General features: G+C 43.9%; 19 protein-coding genes. 3 read left to right on the forward strand and 16 right to left on the reverse strand.

Annotation, left to right across the window (positions count from 1 at the left end):
- Nucleotides 1–85 precede the first annotated feature (85 nt).
- Both DN068_RS06810 and DN068_RS06815 read right to left on the reverse strand, forming a co-directional pair.
- Nucleotides 86–3,679 carry a right-handed parallel beta-helix repeat-containing protein gene (locus DN068_RS06810; RefSeq protein ID WP_110998151.1) on the reverse strand — a complete coding sequence of 1,198 codons (3,594 nt, stop codon included), beginning with the start codon at nt 3,677–3,679 and terminating at the stop codon, nt 86–88.
- A 252-nt stretch (nt 3,680–3,931) separates the two neighbouring features.
- Nucleotides 3,932–4,369, reverse strand: a complete 438-nt coding sequence (locus tag DN068_RS06815; protein ID WP_110998211.1) for a VOC family protein — start codon at nt 4,367–4,369, stop codon at nt 3,932–3,934.
- A gap of 141 nt (nt 4,370–4,510) precedes the next feature.
- On the opposite strand from DN068_RS06815, the gene DN068_RS06820 reads away from it, so the two are divergent.
- A complete protein-coding gene (locus DN068_RS06820; RefSeq protein ID WP_165836306.1) occupies nt 4,511–6,514 on the forward strand; it encodes a tetratricopeptide repeat-containing sensor histidine kinase in 2,004 nt (667 codons plus the stop codon).
- Nucleotides 6,515–6,937: 423 nt separating this feature from the next.
- Here DN068_RS06820 and DN068_RS06825 read toward each other — a convergent pair whose 3' ends face one another.
- From DN068_RS06825 to DN068_RS06850, 6 genes are all read right to left on the reverse strand, one after another.
- Nucleotides 6,938–7,564: a response regulator gene (locus DN068_RS06825; protein WP_110998153.1), complete on the reverse strand. Its 627-nt coding sequence runs from the start codon at nt 7,562–7,564 to the stop codon at nt 6,938–6,940.
- A 27-nt stretch (nt 7,565–7,591) separates the two neighbouring features.
- Entirely contained in the window at nt 7,592–9,670 is a 2,079-nt protein-coding gene (locus DN068_RS06830) for a gliding motility-associated C-terminal domain-containing protein (protein ID WP_110998154.1), read from the reverse strand.
- 223 nt (nt 9,671–9,893) lie between these two features.
- Nucleotides 9,894–11,702 (reverse strand): tyrosinase family protein, encoded by a 1,809-nt coding sequence (locus DN068_RS06835; RefSeq protein ID WP_110998155.1) that lies wholly within the window; start codon nt 11,700–11,702, stop codon nt 9,894–9,896.
- A 36-nt stretch (nt 11,703–11,738) separates the two neighbouring features.
- Nucleotides 11,739–12,206, reverse strand: coding sequence for a hypothetical protein (locus DN068_RS06840; protein ID WP_110998156.1), 468 nt, complete (start codon nt 12,204–12,206; stop codon nt 11,739–11,741).
- Between the two features lie 12 nt (nt 12,207–12,218).
- Nucleotides 12,219–12,662, reverse strand: coding sequence for a hypothetical protein (locus tag DN068_RS06845; RefSeq protein ID WP_110998157.1), 444 nt, complete (start codon nt 12,660–12,662; stop codon nt 12,219–12,221).
- A gap of 109 nt (nt 12,663–12,771) precedes the next feature.
- The gene (locus tag DN068_RS06850) at nt 12,772–13,524 is read right to left on the reverse strand and encodes a DJ-1/PfpI family protein (RefSeq protein ID WP_110998158.1); all 753 of its coding nucleotides are present in this window, start codon (nt 13,522–13,524) and stop codon (nt 12,772–12,774) included.
- 170 nt (nt 13,525–13,694) lie between these two features.
- Here DN068_RS06850 and DN068_RS06855 point away from each other — a divergent pair, with 170 nt between their 5' ends.
- Nucleotides 13,695–14,387 carry a creatininase family protein gene (locus tag DN068_RS06855; protein ID WP_110998159.1) on the forward strand — a complete coding sequence of 231 codons (693 nt, stop codon included), beginning with the start codon at nt 13,695–13,697 and terminating at the stop codon, nt 14,385–14,387.
- Nucleotides 14,388–14,425: 38 nt separating this feature from the next.
- On the opposite strand, the gene DN068_RS06860 is transcribed toward DN068_RS06855, so the two are convergent.
- The 4 genes from DN068_RS06860 to DN068_RS06875 all read right to left on the reverse strand — a co-directional run bounded on the left by DN068_RS06860 (nt 14,426) and on the right by DN068_RS06875 (nt 16,713).
- The gene (locus DN068_RS06860) at nt 14,426–14,854 is read right to left on the reverse strand and encodes a hypothetical protein (RefSeq protein ID WP_110998160.1); all 429 of its coding nucleotides are present in this window, start codon (nt 14,852–14,854) and stop codon (nt 14,426–14,428) included.
- 61 nt (nt 14,855–14,915) lie between these two features.
- On the reverse strand, nt 14,916–15,461 hold the full coding sequence (locus DN068_RS06865) for a hypothetical protein (protein WP_110998161.1): 546 nt from the start codon (nt 15,459–15,461) through the stop codon (nt 14,916–14,918).
- Nucleotides 15,462–15,468: 7 nt separating this feature from the next.
- A complete protein-coding gene (locus DN068_RS06870; protein ID WP_110998162.1) occupies nt 15,469–15,804 on the reverse strand; it encodes a hypothetical protein in 336 nt (111 codons plus the stop codon).
- Between the two features lie 129 nt (nt 15,805–15,933).
- A complete protein-coding gene (locus tag DN068_RS06875; RefSeq protein WP_123985263.1) occupies nt 15,934–16,713 on the reverse strand; it encodes a hypothetical protein in 780 nt (259 codons plus the stop codon).
- Nucleotides 16,714–16,928: 215 nt separating this feature from the next.
- Here DN068_RS06875 and DN068_RS06880 point away from each other — a divergent pair, with 215 nt between their 5' ends.
- Nucleotides 16,929–17,414 (forward strand): hypothetical protein, encoded by a 486-nt coding sequence (locus tag DN068_RS06880; RefSeq protein ID WP_110998164.1) that lies wholly within the window; start codon nt 16,929–16,931, stop codon nt 17,412–17,414.
- A 78-nt stretch (nt 17,415–17,492) separates the two neighbouring features.
- Here DN068_RS06880 and ppk1 read toward each other — a convergent pair whose 3' ends face one another.
- From ppk1 to DN068_RS06900, 4 genes are read right to left on the reverse strand one after another with little or no spacing between them, the layout of a single operon-like run.
- The gene (ppk1, locus tag DN068_RS06885) at nt 17,493–19,535 is read right to left on the reverse strand and encodes a polyphosphate kinase 1 (protein WP_110998165.1); all 2,043 of its coding nucleotides are present in this window, start codon (nt 19,533–19,535) and stop codon (nt 17,493–17,495) included.
- A gap of 20 nt (nt 19,536–19,555) precedes the next feature.
- Complete coding sequence (locus DN068_RS06890) at nt 19,556–20,764, reverse strand: Pycsar system effector family protein (protein ID WP_110998166.1); 1,209 nt, start codon at nt 20,762–20,764, stop codon at nt 19,556–19,558.
- A gap of 27 nt (nt 20,765–20,791) precedes the next feature.
- A complete protein-coding gene (locus DN068_RS06895) occupies nt 20,792–24,451 on the reverse strand; it encodes a BamA/TamA family outer membrane protein (RefSeq protein WP_110998167.1) in 3,660 nt (1,219 codons plus the stop codon).
- A complete protein-coding gene (locus tag DN068_RS06900; protein ID WP_110998168.1) occupies nt 24,448–25,302 on the reverse strand; it encodes an SdiA-regulated domain-containing protein in 855 nt (284 codons plus the stop codon). The genes DN068_RS06895 and DN068_RS06900 overlap by 4 nt, the downstream gene beginning before the upstream one ends.
- Nucleotides 25,303–25,312 lie beyond the last annotated feature (10 nt).

Consider the following 25,312-nt stretch of genomic DNA (forward strand, 5'->3'; position numbering starts at 1 on the left):
CAAGCAAATACAGATCTTTCCAACCGCGCTATAATAAGACAGGGCCAGTTAGCCGGCCCTGTCTTATATTTATTCTTATTTCCTATTAATTTTTATTGATCGCAAACCGGATCACAGTCGTTCCTACCCCATTTATCTTCAGGAAGTAGTTGCCGGATGGCAGTGATTTTTCCAGATTCAACTTTTGATTTAATTGCCCGTTATTAACTGGCGCTTCTTCATTGTAAACATTTTGCCCGAGCATGTTGTACACTTCCAGTGTAACATTGCTACAACCAGTGGCCGCACCTTTTATGGTAAAGCTACCGTCGTTTGGATTCGGGTACAAACTAAAATGATAATCATCATTACTGATATTGTTTATACCTGTTGGTGTTACGTACATCAGCAAACTTGTGCTTACGCTATCTGCACCACAGGCGTCCGTATTCCTTACCGATAAACTAATCTGATCGCTGCCCTGAAAATCTGTGCCGGCAACAGTTGTATAAGAATCATTCGTAGCACCCGGAATATTGTTGTTGTTCTTCCGCCATTGATATTGTGGCGCTGCGCCGCCATTCACGACACTAGATGTAAATATTACCTGCTGCCCTTCCAGTACGCTGTCACCCAAACCACAACTTATAGTTACTAAGGGGGTAACAATTGGATTAACCGTCATCTCAATACTATTACTAGCTACAAAAGCAGTATCAACACACGTCAGACTGCTGTTGAGTATACACTTAATCACATCTCCGTTTGCGGGCATATAAACACAAGTGGCACTGTCGCCGCCCATCGGATTATTATTCTGATACCACTGATAATTCGGTGTATTACCTCCGTATGTAGTTGCCACGGCAAACGTCGCTAACGTGCCCTGGCAAATAGTATCATGAGCAGTTGCAATTATAATAGTAGGCGTATAGATTGGATGCACGGTCGCCAACACATTTTGAGAGGTAACAGTGTTACCGCAGGAATCCATTGCTTTGAGCGTATAGCTGCCAGAATCTGCAATTTGAGCGTTAGTCACGATATAGGTTACCGTAGTGGCCCCAGTAATTGGATTGCCATTCTTCAACCACTGATAACTTAAACCAGAACCACTGGCGGCGCCGGACAAACTAAACGATCCGCCTGCACATATAGTTGTGTCTGTTGGCTGTTGTAAAATAGCCGGTGGTGCTTTTACCATTAGCTTTACGGAATCTGAATATAAATTTCCACAGACAGCACTGGTGATAATCAGTTTATACCAGCCAGTATCGCTGAATGAAACCGACTTTGTATAGATAGTATTAGTCGCACCATTAATATTCACACCATTTTGCTGCCACTGAAAGCTGAGCCCGTTGGTGCTACTGAGCCCTGCAGAAAATGTTGCCGTACCATTCAGGCAGGTTGTCGCTGCAGTGGGCTGTGCTGTGATTGCCGGGAGACCGGTACATTGTTCATATGGGCCCATATCGATGGCTGTTCCTACCAGGCGGGGGCCATTGCCAAGATCCAGATCAGCACTCAGATTACCCGTGTAGAATGCATTACTAGCTGTGTTGATACAAGGACTTCCAACTAACAGTTTGAAATTACCTGCAGTAGTATCGGTAAACAGAGGATTGGTACTACCGGCAATATTTCCATTTGTTGTATCGTTTTGCCCTTCGATAAGACTGTATTGAGTCACCGCATTAGACGTGGCGATTGGGATCAAATAAATACCAACACCTGAACTGTTACCCCAGATGATGCTATTCTTTACTGTCACGTTGCCCCCCCACTGTAAAATACCGCCGTAACTAGCATTCTTATTATTACTAATAGTACAATTAGTAAAAACAGGAGCCGAAGAGGCTATGTCATAGACCGTTCCCTGGGTGCCGTAATTGCCATTGAACAGACAGTTGGTAAAAATGGAAGAAGAAGAATCGTTATAAACGCCGCTACCCATAAATGCGCTAATGCTAAGACCATTATACGAAATTTTACAATCGGTAAAGGTGGCTGGCGAAGCGCTTATATTGCAAATGCCCGCGCCATAACCCGCACCATTACTTGCAATGGTGCAACGGGTAAACACCGGGGCTGAGGAATTTTCATTACAAATGCCGCCACCATAAGAGCTCGTATAATATTGTTGCAATGCGTTATTCCCGGTAATTGTACAGTTGGTAAATGTGGGCGAAGAAAAATTTCCGTTGTAGATGCCGCCACCGAAATTTGGATAACCGTTGGCGCCAGCCGTGTTGCTGCTAATAATGCAATTGGTAAAAGACGGTGAGGAATGATTGATATTTTTCACGCCACCACCATATTGGTTAGCATAGATCGCAGTAAGGTTTTGAGTAATGGTACAATTGGTAACAACAGGCGAAGAATAGTTTGTACAGATCATTCCACCGCCTTCGTGCAGCAGACTGCCGACGTTGTTACCGATCGTGCAGCCGTTAATAGCCGGGGCGGAGAAAGAATCAAGATAAATAGCCCTGGCGTTATGACTAAACGTGCAACCGGAAATGACTCCGGAGGTGCGACTATAATTAAGTGCATTTCCTCCGTTGTAATTAAAGACGCTATTGGTAATCGTTGGTGAAACATTAGCGCATTGGAAGCCAATGTATGCACTGTAACTGATAGAACAATTATCAAAAACTACACTGGAGGAAGCAAAAGCTGCTATTGCCATCTGGCCGCTATTACTATCAACTGTACTGTTGGCAATCATCAGCAGAGACGAAGAATCATCCCAGACAGCCGCGCCCTGAGCGCCTGAATTTTTATTTATGACCGAGCCGCTAATGGTCGTCGAAGATTTATGAGTTAGGATTCCGGCACCCGCGTTATAACTATAGTAAAGATTGTATGACGAATTCAATCTAATAACACTGTTGACAATGTTGACAGAAGACAGATCATTATAAATTCCGCCGCCCGATCCCACGTTCCCTATAATGTTACAATTTGTCATAGTCAGCGAACTTTGCATATTATATATGCCGCCGCCAAGCGCTGAAGCGGTGAGCAAATTCATCGCGGCGTTGTTAGTCAGCCCACTTCTGACTAAATTGAGCATAGACTGGTAGTTAGATATTCCAGCCCCCTGGTTGGCGCTATTACTGTCCACGAGGCAATTAACCACGATTAGCTGACTACCACGACAGGCAATGCCGCCTCCTGCAGATTGAACAACGTAATTGCCATTTACCGATGTCGAATCCAATCCGTCGGCATAACCGTGTTTTATAGCGAAACTATTAAGCACCGCCGTTCCCAGCGAACCGGACGCCACAACTACATGGTAGGCGTTATCAGTATCGCTCCCAACTATTCCCAGATCTCCGGTCAGAACTGTCAGATTAAAAATAGAATCCCGCTGGGTGACTGCGGTTTCTGTACCGGTAAATCCACCGTACAGTTGCACATCTGCTTTTAGCACAAAAGCGTTGTTGCGGTTGTTGACACTAATGGTGCTTACATTGTTGGCAGGATGTGTTGGCTTGTATCTTCCATTCACCACCCATATCTGATCACCGGCGGAAGAAAGATTGATCATGGCCTGGATGTCATTGGATGCGTTCGACCAGGACGAACCATTTTGCGAACCTGCACCAGAGACTGTTACGTAATGTATTGCAGCGCGGGATATATTGGCAAACGCCAGTAGCGCAACCAGATAGAGTAATTTTTTAAGCATAGATTGCTACTTTAACCTTAATCACCGAATATATTTCAATTCCGGCCGGGCGAAAATAACAAAGTTGTGCGGTATTTTAATTCCACCAATACCGCTTTAGATCATTGTGTGGCTGGATTTCAGCAGCGAGCAAAACAAAAGGCCTGAATCGCTTCAAGCCTTTATGTTGTGTTTTCCTTTTATTGTCAATATGACTTCGAGCACTCATGATAGCGCTGCAATCTTCAAGCTTTTCGCTTTTGGGCTCCTTAACTATTGTTGCGGATTCATTACGTTAAACATCCAGCGGATGCCGAAACGATCTTTGCAGGTTCCCCAGTAACCCCAGAATTCATCATGCGGCGCAACGGCATCGGTAGCGCCTTCAGCCAATGCATTATATAATTTATCCGCTTCTGCTTTAGAATCCGGACTCAGGCTGATCGTAAAGTTGTTGCCTTCTACCAGTTTCTGACCCATGCTCGGCAGCACATCAGTTGCCATGATTTGTGTACCACCCAGAATCGGCAGCGATACGTGCATCACTTTATCCAGCTCAGATTCCGGCAATGGCGGCACGCCTTCTCTTGGCGGCGCATCTTTCATACGCATCATCGGACCCGCAAACTCAGTTCCGAAAACCTTTTTATAATGGTTAAATGCTTCTTCCGCATTACCTGCGAAGTTCAGATAAATGTTAGTCTGTGCCATTTTTTTTTGTTTTTATTGATGATTTTTGATTGTTTCAAATATCGTAATATCCCGTCAATATCGAACCAACATAGAAAGAAAAAATCAGGATTTATCACCTACTTCTCTTGCCTATCCCACATCAAAAAATTATATTTAAAAATGGCTTTACCGACCCTGAAAAATAGTATGTTTTGGACAGCGATCCTGCTGCTGTTTTTCTATTGCGTACCACTGCGTGCGCAAATTCAGGAAACGCCTACCGCGCATGCCTGGTATGCCGATACGGCCTATATATCAGCCCTCTGCACGAAAGCAAAAGCATTCGAAGCAATCAATACCGACAGTGCGCTACACTTCGCCGCAGAAGCCGAACGGATCAGCATCAAAGACCTGTATTATTTTGGAATGGGCGCTGCGCTCCAACGCCAGGCGTCAGTGCACACCATAAAAGGCGCGTATGACGATGCACTGGAGTTAAATAACCGTGCTATTGAATATTTTGTCTGGAGTGCAAAAAAAGGTGAAGGAAAATCGCTCACACACTGGTCTGAAGGAATTGTAAGCACACTTTCGGCATCCGCTAATATCTACCTCACCCTGGGGAATCCGGACAAAAGCATGCAATTGTTTTTCAAGGCACTGCAATTAATAGAGGCCACTGATAATGATCAATACACATTGGCATCTATCTACAATAACATAGCCGGCGTTCACCTGGCCATCAATCAATACGATCGTGCGCGGCCTTATCTTGAAAAAACCGTGGCGATTGCATCAAACAGCCAACCGAACCCCACGCTGGGCATCGCTTTGAGCAATCTATCGCTGGTGTGGCGAGATAAAGGCGATACCACAAAAGCGATGATATATGCGCAGGCCGCCATGAACATTGCCCGTAAAAGTGGTGACCCCAGACAAATGTATGGAGCGTGCATGATGCTGGGTGATCTATACCAGATTAAGGAAAATGATTCCGCAATTCACTATTTCCAGCAAACGATAAAATACGGAGAACGCCTCGGCGCATTTGAACGCTGTGCATCCATTTTTAAAACCGGCAGTACTTATGACCATTTTAAAGATTATAAAAACGGCGCAAAATACCTGAATCGCGCACTGGAAATTGCGGATAGTACTTCTGGCCGCAGACTGAAACTTCATATTTATGATGATCTGTATCGTCACTACTATTTTCTGAAGCAGTATAAGGAAGCCGTGGAATATCAGTATGCCTACTCAGCGTTAAAAGACAGTATTGACGCGGAGAAAAATGCAGCTGTGATCAATCAGCTCGATATCCGCTATAAAACTTCCCGGAAAGATCAGGAGATACAGCACAAACAGATGCTGATTGCAAAACAGAATGCGAGTATAGACCGTAAAAACCGTGTGATTACTGCGGTGACAGCTTTCATTGCAATACTGCTCTGTCTGTTCTGGCTGCGTCACCGTACGTATAAATTCCGCCAAAGAGAACAGACACAAAAGATAACGGAGCTTCGCCAGGAAAAAGAAATTGCAGTGCTCAAAGCCGTTGCAGGAGCGGAAGAAGAAGAACGCAAACGGATTGCGCAGGAACTGCATGATGGTGTGTCGGGTACACTTTCTGTTATTAAAATGCGGTTTAGTGCGCTGGATGCAGACACGCAGGCGGGCACTAAAGAAACCATTCAACTACTGGATAGTGTGATCAATGACATCCGCAACACCGCGCACAATCTGTCGCCTGAAATGATTCTCAGTGAAGGATTACAGGAGGCTGTTACATTCTTCTCAAATGCGGTGAATCAAAGTCAGTCGATACGTATCGGTGTACAGTTTTCGGGGGATATGCAACAATTGCCTCCTGATTTCCAGTTATCAATATTCCGTATTATTCAGGAACTGATTCAGAATGTGATCAAACATGCGCAGGCGAAAAATGTACTCTTGCAACTTGGCTTCTGGGAAAATTTATTCAGTCTTACGGTTGAAGATGATGGAATTGGTTTTGATGCGACGCTGCGTGAATCTAGTTATGACAACACCGCAACTCGTCCACGTAATGGACTGGGACTTGTAAATGTACGCAAACGTGTGAAAGCGCTGCACGGCGAACTCAATGTTGACAGCATTCCGGGCAGCGGCACTACGGTGTATATTGAGTTTGATCTTTCGAACTAAAAGGTGAATGGTCAATTGTGAATGGTGAATGCTCGTGTTTTATTTTTTTGTTACGCTACTGTTATAATACACCGGCGTTTTAAACACGAAATCAGGTTGCGAGGTCGGTGAAAAACTTCCCGCAATGACCTATATTTTGGAACGAAAAAACGCACATACTAAAGCGCAAAATCAGACTACCACTTCGTTCTGCTGGCTTCATCGTCATGACCGTTTTCTGCATGCTTGCGATATAAACCCCGTAACCAACAAGCGATGGGTCATTGAAGACGAGAACGAGATGTAGCAATCTGATTTCGCGAAGGATTAATTATTGTTGCTTTTTATTGTTCAGGGCAAAACCCGGGTTCAATTTGTTTTGTCTTACCGCTCAGGCCTGCCTATTTTCGACGTTAACATCTGATGTTTCAACATTCGTCATCATTACCAAATGCCCATATCCATTGCGGCTTTCACGAGCGTGACTGTATTTTTTACGCCGAGTTTTTGCATCAGATGGAAGCGATGATTTTCTACGGTTCTTTGACTGAGAAATAACAGCTCTGCAATCTGCTCGCTGGTATGCCCTTTAACGATCAGGCTGAGTACTTCTTTTTCACGTTGCGAAATTTTCTGTACGGATTGATCTTTCAACGAATGCGCATCGTTGAAATGCGCGGCCAGTGTGGGATCTATAAATCGTTTGCCGGCATATACGGTTTCAATCGCCGTACGCAATGTTTGTTTATCCGTATTCTTGAGCAAGTAGCCGGCAACACCGATTTTTAGTAATTTTTTTAGGTAAATAAAGCTGTTGAAACCCGTCAGAATCAATATGGTTACTTGCGGATATAATTCGGTAATCTTTTCTGCCAGCGTATCTCCGGTCATATCAGGCATATGGATATCCAGAATCAATACATCGGGCAATTGTTGTTTCAGTCCTGCCAAAGCCGCTACTGCACTGTTGTAAGACGAGATTACTGAAATATGAGCCGCGTCCTGCAACAAAGTAATAAGTCCACCCGCAATCATTTCGTGGTCGTCAACCACACTCACTGTTATTTTCATCGTGATAAATTTAAGAGTTTTCAGGGGCTAGCGGATCAATGTGATATCGCCTTTTCGCTCTACTTTTTGGCGATACTGGCTATCAAAAGACATTACATAAAAATAGGTCCCTATTTCAGCCGGGCTGCCATTGAATGTGCCGTCCCAACCGTCTTTTATATTATATCCCACGTATACAAGCTGCCCCCAGCGATTGAAGATCTGTATCTGGAATCCTCTGGTTTCACAAGATGCGATGGCATGCAGTTGGTCATTTCTACCATCGCCATTTGGTGTAAAAGCATCCGGGATAAATACCGGACAGTCACAAGGCTGATAATTCATCGCTACGGAATACATAGCCGTACAGCCATTCAGCTCGGCAGTGACGCTATAAACGCCAGCTTGTTTGACGTAGTATTCCGGACCAGTATGTCCATCCTGCCATCGATAAGTCATTCCATTGTCCGTCGGCAAACTAATGGTATCAATATCGGCAGTACAAAGTACTTTATTAGGTCCAAGATCCACTACAGGTAACGGATTTACAGTAACGTCAATGGTATCTGCCGCCGTGCATCGCCCTTCTGTAACATGCACCGAGTATTCACCTGTTTTATCAACGGTAAGTGTTGAGGCATTGCTGCCGTTATTCCAGAGATAAGTTGCGTTGGTGCTCGTTACATCCAGTACTATTTTTTCTCCTATGCAAAAAGTTGTGTCGTTGCCGAGGACTACATGTAAACTACTTGTGTCTACATGAAAAGTATCGGTCTGCAGGTGGCAGAGATCCCAGCTTCTCACCCAGTATATCCCTTGCTTGCTTACATCAAAAGCTGGTGTTATAGACTGGTCCTGCCAAAGATAATGGTCTCCCGGCCAGGGACATTGAAGGGTTGCTAATTCTTTAGGGCAAAGCAATGTATCGTGACTATATTCAGCGGTATCGCGATAAGGCCAGTTTACCTTTTGCGGAAATGCCATTCCTGTAGTTGCATTACCATTGAGATTAACGGCATTCGCTACGAAATTACACGCCGCTCCGGCACCATTGGGATTGGTAATACAATCCATTCCACTGAGCGGGATACTATAGCTGCCCACATATATTTTACCGTCGGGCGCCAATCCGACATCGCCTCTCAGAAAAGAGGAAGAGACATTGTATTTAGATGCCGTTATGGCCGTAAGCGTAGGTGCACTAAGGTCATATTGATAAACACCGGAAGCTAGTTCCACCGCATAAAGTTTTGTGTTGTCGGGCGAAAAACAGATTCCGTAAAAGTTATTGAAATCAAAATTAAGATCGTAGTCAATCAGTTTACAATTACCTACTATGCCCGTCGCTGTGTCAAAACTATAAAGTTCTACGGCGGAAGCAACATCCTCGCCCGGCGTAATAGAAACGGTGAAATTGGTGAGTCCGATCAGGCTGTCGTTTGACGACGCCTTCATCACACAGGTTTGGTAAGCGTACAATCCGGTATAGTTTCCGGTTTTGGAATACACCGGGCTGCTGACACCTGCGCCGGTAATGCTGTATGCTTTGAAAACATTGGTATCACGCATGTGCGTGACCAGCCACACATTGCACCGTCTGCCGGGAAATGTGGTAAGCGCAGTCGCAAAACCGGAATCAACGACCACATCTTTCTGCCCCGGCACCACATCACCAAGACCATTATTAAGCGTAACGTCTACGACTGAGTAATAAAGTTTATCATCCAGCTGATTATCCCACGCACCTGGCCAATCGAAGAAATACTGCGCTACATAAAAAACGAAATAGCGATTACTGTCGGCGACAGATGGAACGATAGCTACATTCTGCGATTCATACGCATACGTCTGACCATTCATCAAACCATTACCGTTGGGCATCACATTGTTGTTGCGATCCCATATTTTTAATCCATCACTGTAAAATAAAAGGTTACCGTTTCGGTCTGCCACACTCGCAGCCCCCGCAAGACTGCCGGACATGCTGCTCGGAAATTGCGTGAGCGTATTCCCGTTAAAATTGAAGCCGCCGAGATTGGCGAAAGTCCAGATATTATTTTGTTTCTGGGCCGCAGCCCAACCATGCACCAACAGCAGGCAGACGAATAAAGCAATAACCCTTTTCAAGTATTCAATTTTTTATACATTCAAATTTACTCTGCGCTTGAGGCGGATTCGGTGAGTAGTTGTACTCAATTAAAGAAAAAGTTAAAAATCAGCTGACAGCGTACAATTGACAGTTGACAATAGCTCAGGTGTTTGTCAAGGTTTTTGCCATTTAAATAAAAAATTGCCGGCCTCGCTGTACGAATACAAGCAAGACCGGCAACAATAATACCGTTTCTAAAAACTAACTGATCTGAAGATTGAAAGCGCCGCTATGAATCACAGCTGGTGCTGCAGGAGAAGCTTTAAAGGCCATTGCTTCAAGCATCGGTCCGCCAGGTTCTTTTCTTGCACTCAACAACCTGTTGGCATTTGCCTGGTTTGCTACAGTAAATTTGGCGAACTCTGTTTCGTTACCAGAACGTCCATTGATTTGCACATCAAAAAGTGCACGGTCTATTTCGTCTTCGGTAAACTGATACAGCGTAAATGATGCCGATACTTCAAGGTGCGTCATACAGTTTCTGCAAGCTACGACACGCCATCTGCTCAGTACCGGTTCACTGCCTAAAAAATGGCGCACACCGTCGATCGTTGCATAGGCAGAGAGCACAAAAGAACCGTCAATTTTTGCTCTGTTGATACCGCTGATGCGCAACACCTTATCACTTTTGTGTTCTTCTGGTTTAGCGCCTTCCAAATTCGCAGTTTTCAATTTCGACGCCGGCTGGTCTGTATTATCCAGCGATAAATTATCGTAGGTAAAACCAAGCTGGTCTTCGATGTCAAATGCATCGCTGGAACGATAGTATCGCTCCTCACCATTCTCCTTCATTTTAAAAGGGAACAGCGGTGAATCCATGGTCAGTTCTTCCGTTGGTTCATACCCTACCGGAGGTTGCTGACCGTCACCACTATTATCAGTTCCCGGATATCTGTTGCCAGAATAACCCGGCACTTTAAGATCCAGTTTACCCGTTGATTTATGCTTCACCTGCCACATCCAGAAAATGCGATCCACATTGCAATGATGGAAGAAGAAAATCGGATCGAGACCCGCTGTTTCATTTTCCCCCATATCACCGTTTGAATTTGCAGGAACATTCGGATTCGGAGAGGTAGTATTCGCATCCTGTCCCGGCATATTAATACCGCCTACAGAAAGGTGGATGCTGCCATGTGGCGATTCAAGCGACTGCGCAACGACATTGTTATACTTCACATTGTTCCATTCATTTCTCGAAGTATTATTAGAGAACACCGTGTAGCAAGGAGCATCGAGCGTTTGTTTATAACCGTCATAAACACCGCCTCTGAATTTACCTACTGGCGTCATCGGATTATTAGGATCAAATCCATCTGGTATCTCTAACGAACCGTTTAACCAGCCTCTTACATTATCGTTGAGCAATTTGGTCGTCAGCTTTACATCAATCGTATTTGTTCCCGGAATAAAATACGCGCTGTTGTTCAATTCGGCAGCTGCACGGTCGGTTGGTCTTCCTACCAGGCCAGACAATGGATAGCGTACTGTTTCATAACCTTTGGGTTTAGAATAAGACTGTACTTCCACAAAATCTTGCAGCGCTACCGGCAACGTAAATGACCGCAACGGATTTGGGATCGTCGCACCGGTAGAAAACGTAAAATATTCGTCCGTAAGAATTGGCGGAACACCCAGAAATTCGAGCGTGCCGTCTGGTCTGGTTATTTTATAAGTCTGATCCCAATAAGGCAACATCACGCTTTCGCAACCCGGTACGCTTTGTAATGCTTTCTCCAGTTTGAACAGATATACTCGGTGCCAGGTTGGAAACAGCACGTTTCCGTGATTGCAATAGCCGCCCCAATAGCCACCGTCATAGGCACCTCTTCCAACAAAAGGCTCTCCGTGATAACCGCCAAGCGTCATAAAAGAATTAGGATCATCCGCAGGCAATGCCTTTATAAATTGCCAGGCCACCATCAGCTTCTCCAGCTCTTCGGGTTTACCGTTTTTAAAATCATTGTAAATGTCCTGGAGTGAACGACGTACTCTAAGTGTTTTTTTCATGTGTGATTCTATCTTGTTTGTGTTGAAAATTCCAGCTTACTGGAACTGACTATTTTTTGTGATTGAAAATAATGGTCTGCTTCGCGATAAACTATTCAACAGTGAGCCTGAAATGATCAATATCATTCCCGACATCAGCAACCATTTTTCGGTGGTGAAAAACATTCTGCAAACGAGCAGCGCTACCGCACCTGCAAGGCTGAGCAAAAACGGCGCATAGCCTGCACGCGCTGCTTTGCGGTACAGAAAGAACAGGTGAATACCCAGAAAACCAAACAGCACCGGAAGCAACCAGCCCATGTAAGGCAGTTTGGCTATACTGACCGATCCGAACATACTCAGATACGCAGCCCAGCAAAGCGGGCACTTCGGGAAGAATGCAATAAGCACACTCAGCAAAGTGGAAAGTACCGGATGTGTTTTTACTTTTTTTTCCGGGATTGTTTCTACCAATGTTTTCTTCTCAGCGCAACAACATTTTTGAGGTTGGTTTGATGTGTTCATGGCATCCCATTTTTAGCTGCCCTGATAAACTGCAAAAAAAGAAGCTACTACACCAGCCGGATTCGTTTTACCGTCGCCACCCGGATGAGCGATAGCGCGGGTAACACTGCCCACCAGGGCAGGCACCTGATCAACGCCTTCTGGAATATGCGGCACGACATAGCACAGGTAGTCATATATCCACGGTGCGCCGCTTACAACTCCGCTGCCGCGAAACCACAGCGTTGCGGGATTACCGAGTTGTACCGAACCCTGAAGTTTAAGCTCCCAGCCTGGTCCGCCAATGGTGCCGGTGAGTGTCCCGTCCGGGTGTGTTACCAGCTTTAAAATTCCTTGTCCGAATTCCGGGCAATAAGTGTTGTCGCCCTGTGTGAGATCATGGGAAAGATCGGGATCATTTTTAAAGCTTCTATAAGCCCAATGTCCTGTTCCCAAATACTGATTTGTGATTGCCATTCTTTTTGTTTTTATGGTTAGGAATAGATCTATGCTCTTTTCTCCGAGGCATTAATTTGCTTCAGTGAACTATGTTAAACGATATGTGATAAAGGAATCTTGTTGCTTGCTAGTTAGGCGCGCGCATCGGGCATGTTGGATTGTACACCATAATATGCGCAACAGAATCTGCTACTGTCTGACCTTCAAACTGCGTCACAAGGTAAAGTGCACCGTCTATGCCAGAGGTAATGCCTGCAGTCGTTACAATGTTGCCCGCGGGTACATAACGCACTCCTCCAACCACGTTAACCTGCGGATACATTTGTTGCATATCACTTAATGCGAGATAATGCGTGGTCGCCGTTTTGCCGTTAAGCAAGCCGGTCTTGCCGAGCAAGATGCCACCGGTACACACCGACATTATTTTTACACTACTGTCAGTGGCTTGTTTTTTTACCCAGTTCAGTGCGGTGCGGCTAAATGTAGAATCTTTCAGTAAACCCTCAATGGTGTTCATAGGCGCACCCGGCAATACGACGACGTCCGGCTTGGGACAATCATCAAACGTAAATCGTGGTTGTATGGCTGTAACGCAATCTTCAGTGTAGACAGTCGATCTATCGGCGGCAACCGTGTAGACATAGTACTTGTCGACAACATAGTTGGTTTTCAGAAAAACATCGATCGGACCATTCATATCTACTACTTCAACGCCGTCGTAGATGATAATTGCTACTCTTTTCTTTCCCTCGTAGCTAGCCGTATCGCATGGGGTGCGTTTGCCGGCCGAAGGGTCTTTTGCATTTGCCTGATCTGAATTGCCATTACAGGCCATTAATGCCATTGCACAGAGCAACAGCACGCTTAACGTGTTTTTCATGATAATGGATGTGTGGGTGGTGATACTCTTAAATACTACTTCGAATGTAAATATTTTACAAACAAAAATCAATAGCAAAAAAAGGATTAATAGTTGACAATGGACAGTTGACAGTTACAATTAGCCATTCACCATTGCCATTTCCCGTTTCAGTTTTCCTACCTTTAAACATGCATTTCTCTTCCGCCAACTGGCAACAAATCGAAGCATACCTTCAAAATGATGATCGTTGTATTCTCCCGGTAGGATCAACGGAACAGCATGCGTATCTAAGCCTGAGCACCGATAGTATTCTTGCAGAACGCATTTCGTTAGACGCGGCGCTACCGCTTGGCATTCCTGTTTTACCGACAGTCAACTATGGTGTAACACCTTTGTTTATGGCCTACCCCGGCACCATTACCATTCGTCCGCAAGTGATGATTGAACTGGTAAATGATATATTGGATTCACTGGCGCGACATGGATTCAAACGCGTGCTCATCGTCAATGGACACGGCGGCAATATCGACTTTCTAAATGAAGTGCTGCTTCAATCGAAATCAAAAAACATTCAGGTAAAACTGCATCATTGGTGGAAGGCGCCACTTACAATGCAGAAAGTACTCGAGACTGATCCTGTGGCTTCGCATGCATCCTGGATGGAAAATTTTCCCTGGACACGCATCGGAAATGTGCAGCAACCCGCGCATCAAAAAGAGGCGGTAGACATCGTGAAATTGAAAACGCTTTCGCCTGAAGATGCGAGAATGCTACTTGGCGATGGTAATTATGCGGGCTTTTATCAAAAACCAGACGCTGAAATGCTGGAGATCTGGCATGTGGCGGTCAATGAAACAAGGGCTTTGCTTGAAAACTGGTAATCAATAAAGCCATTGGTATAAAGTAGCGTCATAGCATGCTACGGCTCTACATCACCGGAAAAATTTTTCTTCGTGAAAAAGATAAAACCACCCAGGTTGCCCAACAGTAAAATGAAATATTCAAGTCTGAAATCTTCCGCTTTAGGAAAGGAATAGCCAGTGTTTAATGCTTCAAAATAATTGCCGATCGTCAGCCCATCATAGAATGAATGCACAAAAGCACAGGCACCGATGCTGATCACAATTGCCAGAATTGTTTGAATAGCGCGTCTGGACTGTGGTAATGAAAGCGATAGCAAATATGCGGATGCTACAAACAAAAATGCAGGCACAAAATAAATAAGCGGTATCACCACAAAGCTGAATCCCTGGTCGAATTTGGAATGCTCATAACGCATCGCATACTTTATTAAAAAGTAAGTGAACACCAGAATTAACGCTATTGCAAAACGGGCTTTTCTGCTCATGATCGTCTAAAGTTATTTCCCAAGGCGAAATTAAGATAGCGCAAATCGCCCAGCTCAAAGACTATTTCGCAATTCTGTAATAAATCGTATCAATTTTCATCTGCTTCATCAATGCAGAATCTCTGGCATTCAGACTCTGTAATACCACCATTTTTCCATCATTTGCTTTTGACGGACTGTCAAGCATAGAAAACGCAAAACTGCAAGTCATAATAATGGCGGCTCCAAAAGACAGCACCTGTATTACAGAACACCAACGCACTACCCGACTATAAATCGACAATGTTTCGGGCACTACATGAGGAATCTTTTTACGTGGATCCGATATTCCGGAATTTCTTTTGTCCGCATTTTCATTAAACGTATTTATGGTGCGGATATCAAGCGCGCCGGTTAAATTCATCAATGCGAAAATCCCGAAAATAATAGCAACGACGTACAAGATAAAGATGAGCTTCAATGTGCCACGGTTGTCATAACCATTCAGCTTGTCCATTCCGCCGATCCCGAGTGTAATTACCGCCACAGAAAGCGTAATGATCTGCTTGATCAGATCAGCTGCAAAATCAAATGCTTTTTTCTGGTGTTCCTGCATCTCCGGCATCATTAAAGCTTTAGCAGAAAGGAAAAAAGCCGGGACAAAAAATACTCTTGATATCGTTAAAAATCTTCACTGAAATCTCTGGTGAGTACCGACTTTCATCCTTTGCTTTTTCTATCATTCTATCTATGAGAATGGATAATTTTATTTCGGTGAGATGCCTTACTTCCATGGTGAGATCATTCTCAAACATTTGCCCGATTCCTTGTTCTATATAAGTTTTCAAAACTGGCTCTGTTGCCTGGGAAATAGCTACATCAGCCCTCGCGCACCGGTCGAACACACCCGATAAAAGATAGTCGATATAGGCTTGCTGAAGATTTGTTTTCAATGGCGTCTGAAAATCCATAACAGGGATATTTTAAACCAAAAGCTATGAATTTTATCCATTCAACCCAATTATTTTATGACGTTTATACATTACATTATAAATCAATAAATAACTACAGAAATTTTTGTGCAAAAACGGGTGCATTCATTAGTCATGCTTTTTATCTGGCACAATAAACTCTTTCGCAAACGATTCGTACCAACCGCCTTTTTTCAGCAGATAAGTGAATAGTTCAAAGATGCTCCATCGCTGCGGTGTCATACGGACTACTGTATGCGTTCTCTTTCCGCCTCGATCGGTCCAATGTATTCCTATCGATTCCTTATAAAATCCACAACCACTATGCACAATAGGCGTCAAATCCCAGAATTCATGATGCCTTGCAAATTCATCAAAGTCATACCAGTCTTGTAAAGGCAAGTATTTTCGTTCTTCTTTTTTCTTATCTAATTGCCGGCCCGAAATCAAATACTGTGTATAAACAAGTATCGCTGTATCTGATTTTCTACAAAAAACTAACACATCAAAAGCTAGTTTTCCCGATGTCGAATTTCCATATGAAAGTTGAAAGATTTCATCCGCGTCGATACTGTCTATACCGGGAGGACCGATGATATTCATTTGCGATTTTGCCATGCTGTCCAACCGCAGTGATTCCAGTCGCGTTTGTTGAAAATCCCGCAAAGACGCAGTATCATTTCTATAATAAGCCTTGAAAAATTTGTAATCCCGCTCGCCCATCCGGTAGTAACCTCCATCATCATAATCCTTGAAATAATCCAGCACTAGAGAATCACGTAACGTGTGATGGTCATCACATCTGCAATCTTTGCAGGAACTGCACCATAACATAATTAATGAAACACAAACCATGATCCATGGTCTTAAGATTGTAGCGACGGATTTGATTGGATTTACGGATTTCATGAAGCAAACAAAATAAATGAATTTAAGAAAAACCGACCATTGGTCCGTTACTGTTGTTTCAAAACTTTCATGGCTTGACAGCACGCTGGAAGCGGGATCCATAGCCAAATTACCGGCATGCCGCTTTAACTTTTTAACCGATTAACTTATTAACGTTCTGAGAACACTATGTATTATTAAAAATTTTAATTAAATTAAAGTTAAAATGAACCGATATGAGCAATTATCCCAAAGAAATCGCGGTATTTCATCAGACAATAGAGCGCTTAAAAGGAATCGGAAATGTAGAAAGCGGGATTGAAACGCTCGACGGAATAGAAGGCGATGAACTCAGCAACGCCGAATATCATAACCTTCCAATTGCCACTTTATTGAGAACAGACGGCGGTATTGAAGATGAAGTGATCACCCAATTTGAATTTACGATTGACAAATCGCCTGAAAGCCTGATCTCGCTGGAATTTCTTTCCTGGTTCGTGCGCGATAAATCAAGCGGTGGTATTCCTGTTCAATTGAGAACATTCGCGTTTCCGCCGCAAACACCCGATGGCATTCAGCTCGGTCAGACGCTAAAGTTTTGCATTGATTATTTCATCGAAGATGTAAGCGAATCACTTCAGCCGATTTTAGATAAAATATCTGCGTTGAATAACTCTTTAGAACTTGCGATCCAGATTTATAATATACCGACAAAGAATTGAGCTACCACACTTATCAGTCGGAGCGCAGTCGAAATCCGCCTGTGCTCCGCATCTTCCAACTCGCATATGAACTCACCTTTAGGACTTGGGGCTAAGCTTCTTATAAATTGCCTCCTGCGCTGCAATCCGCTCACCATTCACTTCTGGCATTACCATTTCCCCTGCACTATTAATTAGTCTTGCCTGCACGTTATCGGCAAGCTGTAAATGAATGATCTCGCGAATTTCCTGTTTCAGTTTTTCATCCTTCAACGGAAAAACCGATTCAATACGGCGATGCAGATTGCGCACCATCCAATCGGCAGAACCGAGATAAAACGCTTCCTCACCGTCATTCCCAAAAATGAATACCCGCGCGTGTTCCAGATAACGATCTACGATACGTCGTACGGAAATATTTTCACTCATACCAGGCACACCGGGCACCAGACAACAAATGCTGCGCACAATGAGATTGATTTTGACACCCGCGTTACTCGCTTCATACAGCAGATTGATCATTTCTTTTTCCTGAAGATTGTTCAGCTTAATGGTGATCTCTGCTTTCCGCCCCGCCTGTTGATGCGCCATTTCTCTACGGATCATTTCCTCGAAACGATCCTGCATATTAAACCGTGCAACCATCAGCTTTTGAAAACGAATAAAATCATATTCTTCCGGCTGTTGGCGTGACGGCAAATAAGCAAACAACAGATCTACATCCTGCGTAATCTCTTTGTCAGTCGTCATTAACACATGATCTGTATAAAATCTTGCGGTACGTTCATTGAAATTTCCAGTAGCCAGCAGCGCGTAGTATTTGCTCTTCCTGTCTTCCTTCCGCTTCACCAGCGCTAGTTTCGCATGCACTTTCATATTCGGAATGCTATAAACAATCCGCACTCCAGCCGCTTTCATTTTCTTCGCCCAATTAAGATTATTGGCTTCGTCAAATCTTGCTTTAAGCTCTACGAAAGCTGTTACCTTCTTACCATTCTTCGCAGCACTGATCAATGTGCTCGCAATCTGAGAATCTGCTGCAACGCGATAAAGCGTCACATAAATTTCGGTTACATCCGGATGAATAGCTGCTTCGTTAAAGAAACGGAGTATGTAATCATACGATTGATACGGCAGATGAATCAGTAAATCCTGGTCTTCGATCGCTTGCAATACCGATACTTTGTTCTTAAGCACCGGATGCGGCAAAGGCGGCATAGGCGCATATAGCAGCGACTTGCCTTTGGGATTCGGCAAATCAGCAAGATCTTTCAGATTATGATAACGTCCACCGGCAACCATTTCCGCATCAGTAAGATGAAAATAGGTTTTAATAAAGAATTGTATTTCTTCCGCCATTCCTGATTCGTAGAGAAAACGCGTAGGCAAACTGGTTTCCCGTTTCGAAATCATCTGACGAATTTCATCTTCGAGTTCTGCACTCGTTTCATCCTGAATTCCGACATCGCCATTCAGCGTCATCTTAAAGCTATAGACGCTTTTGATCTGTTTTCCTGGAAAGGCATATTGTATGTTCTGACGAATAGCATCGTCTATAAAAATGATCTGATGTTTACCCTCTATATCTGGCAATGACACAAAGCGACCAACAGCTTCCTGAGGAATATTTAATACCGCATACTGAACCGATTCATGATTCTGCAACTGTATAATAAAATAAAGTCCATTGTTATGCAGCATTACAGGCTCATTACCTTCCAGCAATACCGGCTGCAGGTAAGACAAAATCCTGGTATGAAAAAGGTCGTTGATTATCTGCTGATGCACCGGAGCAACGACTTCATTATAATACAGATGAATATTCTCTTTTTGCAGTGCAGGCAATAATTGCTGCGTCAGAATGCGACCAAAATCTTCCTGTTGTTCCCGAACCATCTGCTGTATTTTCTGCAGTAGCGCTTCGTCGGATTGTTCTTCTGTTGCCAGCGCCGGATTTTCCCGCAGTGCCAGCAATGACGGATATCGTACCCGGAAAAATTCATCCAGATTAGATGAAAAAATAGACAAGAAACGAACACGATCATAGACCGGAACATTTGTATTTTCTGCTTCCTGTAACACGCGGTGATTGAATTGCAACCAGCTTATATCTCTGTTGAAATATTGATATCCCAAAGCCATAATTAAATTTCAGGCGCTTATTATCTGATGATGATTGCCAAAACAAATGAAAGAGACGAAATGACGAAGCCAAACATGAATACATTGTAAGCTATACGCAGCAATTTATACTTGCGACCAAGCACCACACCCAGATTATAAATATCGCGTGTCATGCTGCCATAAAGGAATTCAGAGTCTTTCATCATTTCATTAATACCCCATTCATAATCGTCAAGACTCATCCTATAAAAATTTCCGAAGAACAAAAGATTGGCGCGCTTGCTGGTAATATCTTCTTTGGTAAAAGTGCCCTGCGTTACATTTGGCCGTGTCACCAGAATAGCAAACACAATTGAAATCAGCGATGTTGCCATCGTTAGAATCGCAGGAATAATGAGATTGGTATTATCCTCGAGCTTGCGGAACAATAAAGAAACCAGCACTGATACGATAATAGAATTGACTGTGATCATGATATGTGCTTTATTGTCTGCCATCTCACTCAGTCGCAGGTGATTGGTAGATGTAGTGCGGAACATAGTTTCAACGCCACGTTCCGGCTTCATCCCCTTGTCTTTCTTTTTATGTTCTTTATCCTTTTCTTTTCCTTTTATCTCGCTATTTGTTTCCATTGCTTTATGTTCCTTTTTATCCAGCTTTTCGCGGAGTTTTTTAATATTTTCTTCCTTGCCCTGCTGTAGTAAAGTGCGGGCATAATCTGTATGGTATTGCTGGCGTTGCAACATTTCTATATTACCCGCATACCATTTATCGTCGGGCAAAGCGCAACCAAGTCTGGCCTCTACTTCCTTGCGCACTTGTTTATTTGTCTCCTTAAAACGTTCCGTACCCATATGAAAGAGATCTGCATCACAAATAATCTGCTCTATCAGTGTATTGGGCGACTGCGGTAACCTCGTAGCCATAATACAGCCTTTCACTTTCATGATAAGCGACTCAGCAGCGTTTTGTTCCCGCAGCCATTTTTCTGCCAGTGCCGCGCCACGCATTTCATGTTGTTCGGCAGCACCTGTAAGGTATCCGACATCATGAAACCAGGCCGCCACATACACTGCTGTGTAATCTTCCTCCTCCAGCTGATAATGATCACTGATCTGCACGGCCGCCTGCACTACTCCTTCCACATGACCGAGGTTGTGGTACGGAAGCTGCGTTTCAGCAGGTGCCGTTGCGTACAGGTTGCGAACATAAGCTGCGACCAGGTCCATCAATGCGTTCGTATTCATGATTCGATTGTTTTTTCTGTTGAAAATTTAAAACCGGTACCCAATTCTGAAATAAGGATAAACACCTTCGGTAGAAAAACCGAGCATTGCATTAACCAGCAGCAATTTTGCCGGTGTTATATAAGCGCCAAAACCATAACCATCATGCCATTTAGCCGATGACTCGTCTTTCACCCAAACACGTCCCACATCGTTAAAACCAAGCACGCCTACCTGTCCAGGAAAAAGATAGGACGCAAAATCGAACAACTTAATCCGCAGCTCAATATTGTGGTACAACATCGAAGTCCCCGCAAAACGGTAGCTGCGAAAGCCGCTCAGATTCTCTTTTCCGCCGAGATACAAGTATTGAAAAAATTCGGGCTCCCCCATCAGCACACCACCGCCTATGCGGTTTGCGATCACAACACGCGGATCCATATGAAAGCTGATAAAGAAACGCATATCGGTCTGCAACACACCCACAGTCTTCTCTCCTTCGTTCAGCTGTTGTACACCCGCAAAGGTGGTACGCCAGAAAAATCCGCGCGTCGGTTGTACTTCGTCATTGCGTGTATCTATTTCGTAACCGGCATTCAGACCCAGATAAAATTTATCATTGAACAAATCATCTTCAGGGTGCTCTGCCTGATAGACATTGATATAACGACCTTCATTATCAGATTTATCCATCTTGAAATATTGCGAAGCAATCCCTGCAAAAACCTTTAAAGGTTTGCTCAGCTGACGTTGCAGATTGATCTGCGTACCAATCAGATTATAACGGGTTCGATAGTAACGAATGGCATCATCGCCTTCCTGATTAAATTCTGACTCATTACCGACACCAAAGAAATTGGAAGTATTGTCAGGCGCTTTTGCGTTGACATTAATATTGAGATCGTTCTTTCCGATCAGCTTTTTAAAGTCACCATTATAACGGACAAATGTTGCATCGGTAGCAAGCGAATGACCAATCATCAGATTATGCATCTGCGCATACGGCTCCTTGCGAAAACCTTGTTTAGTATACTTCAGACCAACCCCAAGTAACACCCCATCGTCGAGATTATAACCGGCGGTTGCCTGTGGCATCAATACATTATACTTAAAAGATTGTCCGTTAAATTCATTAACCGCATGATTGTCTTCCGTACGAATACTTGCCTGGCTCCGCGATGGATAATCGTTTTCTTTATCAGAACGATCGTAAATAACCAGTTTGGATTTATTGCGCAGCTCAGATACTACTCTAAAACTATCTTCACCGCCGCCGCCTATCATCCGCACTTTGATCGGAGATTTTTCCGTACCGCTCACTTCAAACACATCTTTACCACCACGACCGTATAAACGTACTTCCTTCGTTTCGCCCTTCTCAAACCTGCGTTCAAACATCTGATGTCCTGCCGTACCATCCTTTTTTATTTTGTAAACACTTACGGTTACGTCACCATTGTCTTCATGCACTATTTGAAATAATTCACGTTTATCTGACCCGGTTACATCTACAGCTTTTGCCAGGAAACGATAATATTTTAAACCTTCGGGCAATAAAATATCTCTACGCGATTTCAAATAATCTTCCGTCATCTTGCCGCATTCTGCATACACAGGCGCAGGCATTTGCAACACAGCTTCATGAATTATACTGTCAGTCATTTCCTGCTGCAATTGACCGATTACTTTCTTCCAATCTGCTTCATTCAGCTCGCGCAAAAAATAACGGTCAAAATAGCGGGCATTAAACATCGCACCTTCCACGTTTGGAATATTTGGTTTAAACCCTTGAAACTTCGGCATAATCCATTTACGCGCGGCAATCCATGGAATCACACCAGTATTCACAAAATAAGTCTGGTCGCGGTCGCGGGGAATCGGATAAAACTCATCGCGGCCTTCCTTATCTTCTTTTTTACCCCAGCGCCACTGGTCTTCATGCCGGTCCCAATCAGAGATCAACAGATCCAGCATACGTGCTTTCAGCACTGCTTTTTCGTCAATGCTATTATCGTTGTCATCTTCTAGTTTATCTAATACTTTCGGCGTATTGTAAGTCTTTTCATTCTTTCCGCCGCCGGGTTCCCGCTCTTCAAAAATGCAGACGCTTCCGCCAAAATCGTTTTCATACATCCCTAATGCCGGATCATGTGGCACGTATACGACCTGCGGTTCGGCATGCGGTACTTTCGCAGCTGTTGCCAATATAGGCACCGTCAGCGGAGCATAAGGATTGGCTGCAGAGATCTGATCCTGCACCACGTCTTTGGCTACTGTTTTGCGCAGGTCTTCAGGCAATGCTTTCTCAGGATCTTTTTGCAACGTACGCAACACCCATTCCTTGCCAGACGCGTCTTTCATGCGTAGCGACTTTGTCTGTTTACCTCCGCCTTTTTGCAATATGGTGAGCCCACCTTTTTCTTCGGTGATATGAAACACTTTCATGCTTACGGGTGTTGCCCATATTTTACGGTAATTTTCGCCAAACCAAAAGCGGTGTGCATTGCCGACCTGATCATATTCTGGCGCAATCGTCGCAATAATACTATCTGCAACTACCTCAGTGCCACTCACAGGAAGATTGGGACGCAGCGTTACAGGCTGGCGCGTAATTGCCGGCGACAAATAAGAAAATGCTTCTTTCGCTTTGCCGGATTCATCTACCTCATAAAAACGGATTTTTTCAGTGCCGTCTTTCATATAAAGTATCTCAGCAAAGCCCCGGCTGCTCGATGCAAACAATGTATTCTTTGCAGTCTTTACCCGTTCCTGATTAATACCAGAACCACTTACAATATAGTTACGGTCTTTATCACGAATCAATTGCAGGTTGTGATCGTGCCCCCCAACGAAAGTAACATCTGGTGCTACTGCCAGCGCATCTTCGATACCACTGATCATATCTTTATACACCGGATTTTTCAAATCCTGCACATTACCAAATCCGCCACGTACAATCGGATAGATGGAACCGAGCACTGGCAAAGGGATGTAAAGGTTATCCTTCAGATCTGTAAAGGGAAAGATATGCTGTTTCCAGGTGTAGTAACCGCCATGAATACCATGACTGCGCATCGGTTGATGTGACGCGAAAATGATTTTCTTATTCCGGTTACGATATGCGATATCGTGCAGCTTCACCAAAACTTCGTCGTTTGTTTTACAAGCGCAATCACTCTCAATGCCGGGCTTTTCATAAGGCTGTAACCACCATTGTGTATCCATCAGAATGATTACGGTACTGTCGTCAACCGGAATTTCCTCCGGCCCCGGACAACCATCTACCGGCAAAAAATGTACATTGGGCCATTGCCAGTCATTCACTAATTGTCCTTGTCGTTTGATTCGCTCCAGCCCCTCCTGGCCACTTTTCTGCCAGTCATGATTACCTGGAATTACGTAGACATTGGCTTTATAATGAAAAAACGGTTTCAGCTGTTTGGTGAGAATCTCGACGCTTGCTGCGTAATTCTTTTCGTCTTTATCAGGCAACCCTTTGGGGTAAATATTATCACCTACAAACAAAATCGTTGTATGCAGATCACCGCGATCAATCATATTAGCCAATGCATCGGGCACAATACTTTTACCATTGTATAATTTTCCGGCATCACCAATAATAAAAATCCGCTGTCGAACTTCTCCATCCTGCGCCACAACAGCATTCCAGCAAAAAAAGAAAATAACAATAAGTAGCGATCTTATCATGGACGACCATTTTTAGATTGATAAGGGAACACCACTATATTCGGTTGGGCATCAGCGGCTTCATTGGAGATATACATATTGCCTCTGGGATCAAATGCAAGTCCTTCCGCCTGGCGACAAAGTTTTGGATCCAGAAAATAAACACCTTTTACTTTGAGTGTTTGTTTATCTAGTACAACCAGCAATTTTTCTATCGAAGCCAAAACATATAATTCTCCGGTGATCGGATGAATAGCCGCAGCAGAGGGATGAAAGGACTTAAGTTTTATTTTGCCCACGCTCGCCACATCGCTCCATCTCACCTGAAAAACCGGTGCTGCTACAAATTGTTTACTAGCCAGGTCAAACGCATAGCCATAGGCCGTTTCTTCTTGATGATCTTTCTTCGCATTTTTTACGATGAGTACAATGCGGTTGTTGGCCTTATCCAGATACATCGCTTCAAACTCAGTTGTCTTGCCTTCGTACTTGTATTTATTTACGTCTTTAATCCCCACTCCGTCATAAGTCATCTCGTATAAATGGCCATCGCTGCGCAATACATACCAACGGTCATCTGTCACAATACATTCCTCGTAATCGCCTTTATCGCCGAATGGCAATTCCTCACGAATCCGGAATGCTGCCGTATCAATCACATAAACTTTCCCCTTTTCGTCATTGATGGCAATAAAAGCATGGATTTTTCGCTCATAATCCAGACCTGAAATTTCGTCAAGCCCCTTCTCAAGAATCACTTCCCTGGCCTGTTGCCAGGAATAGCCAGCAGGAACGGTTGGCTTCGCGCCAGTGTTAGCAGAACAATATGGCAGTAAAAAAAGTAGGAATAGCAGTAGGTAATTTTTGTTCATGGTTCAGTCG

Source organism: Taibaiella soli (assembly GCF_003236175.1).
In the GTDB taxonomy this organism is placed as follows: domain Bacteria; phylum Bacteroidota; class Bacteroidia; order Chitinophagales; family Chitinophagaceae; genus QKTW01.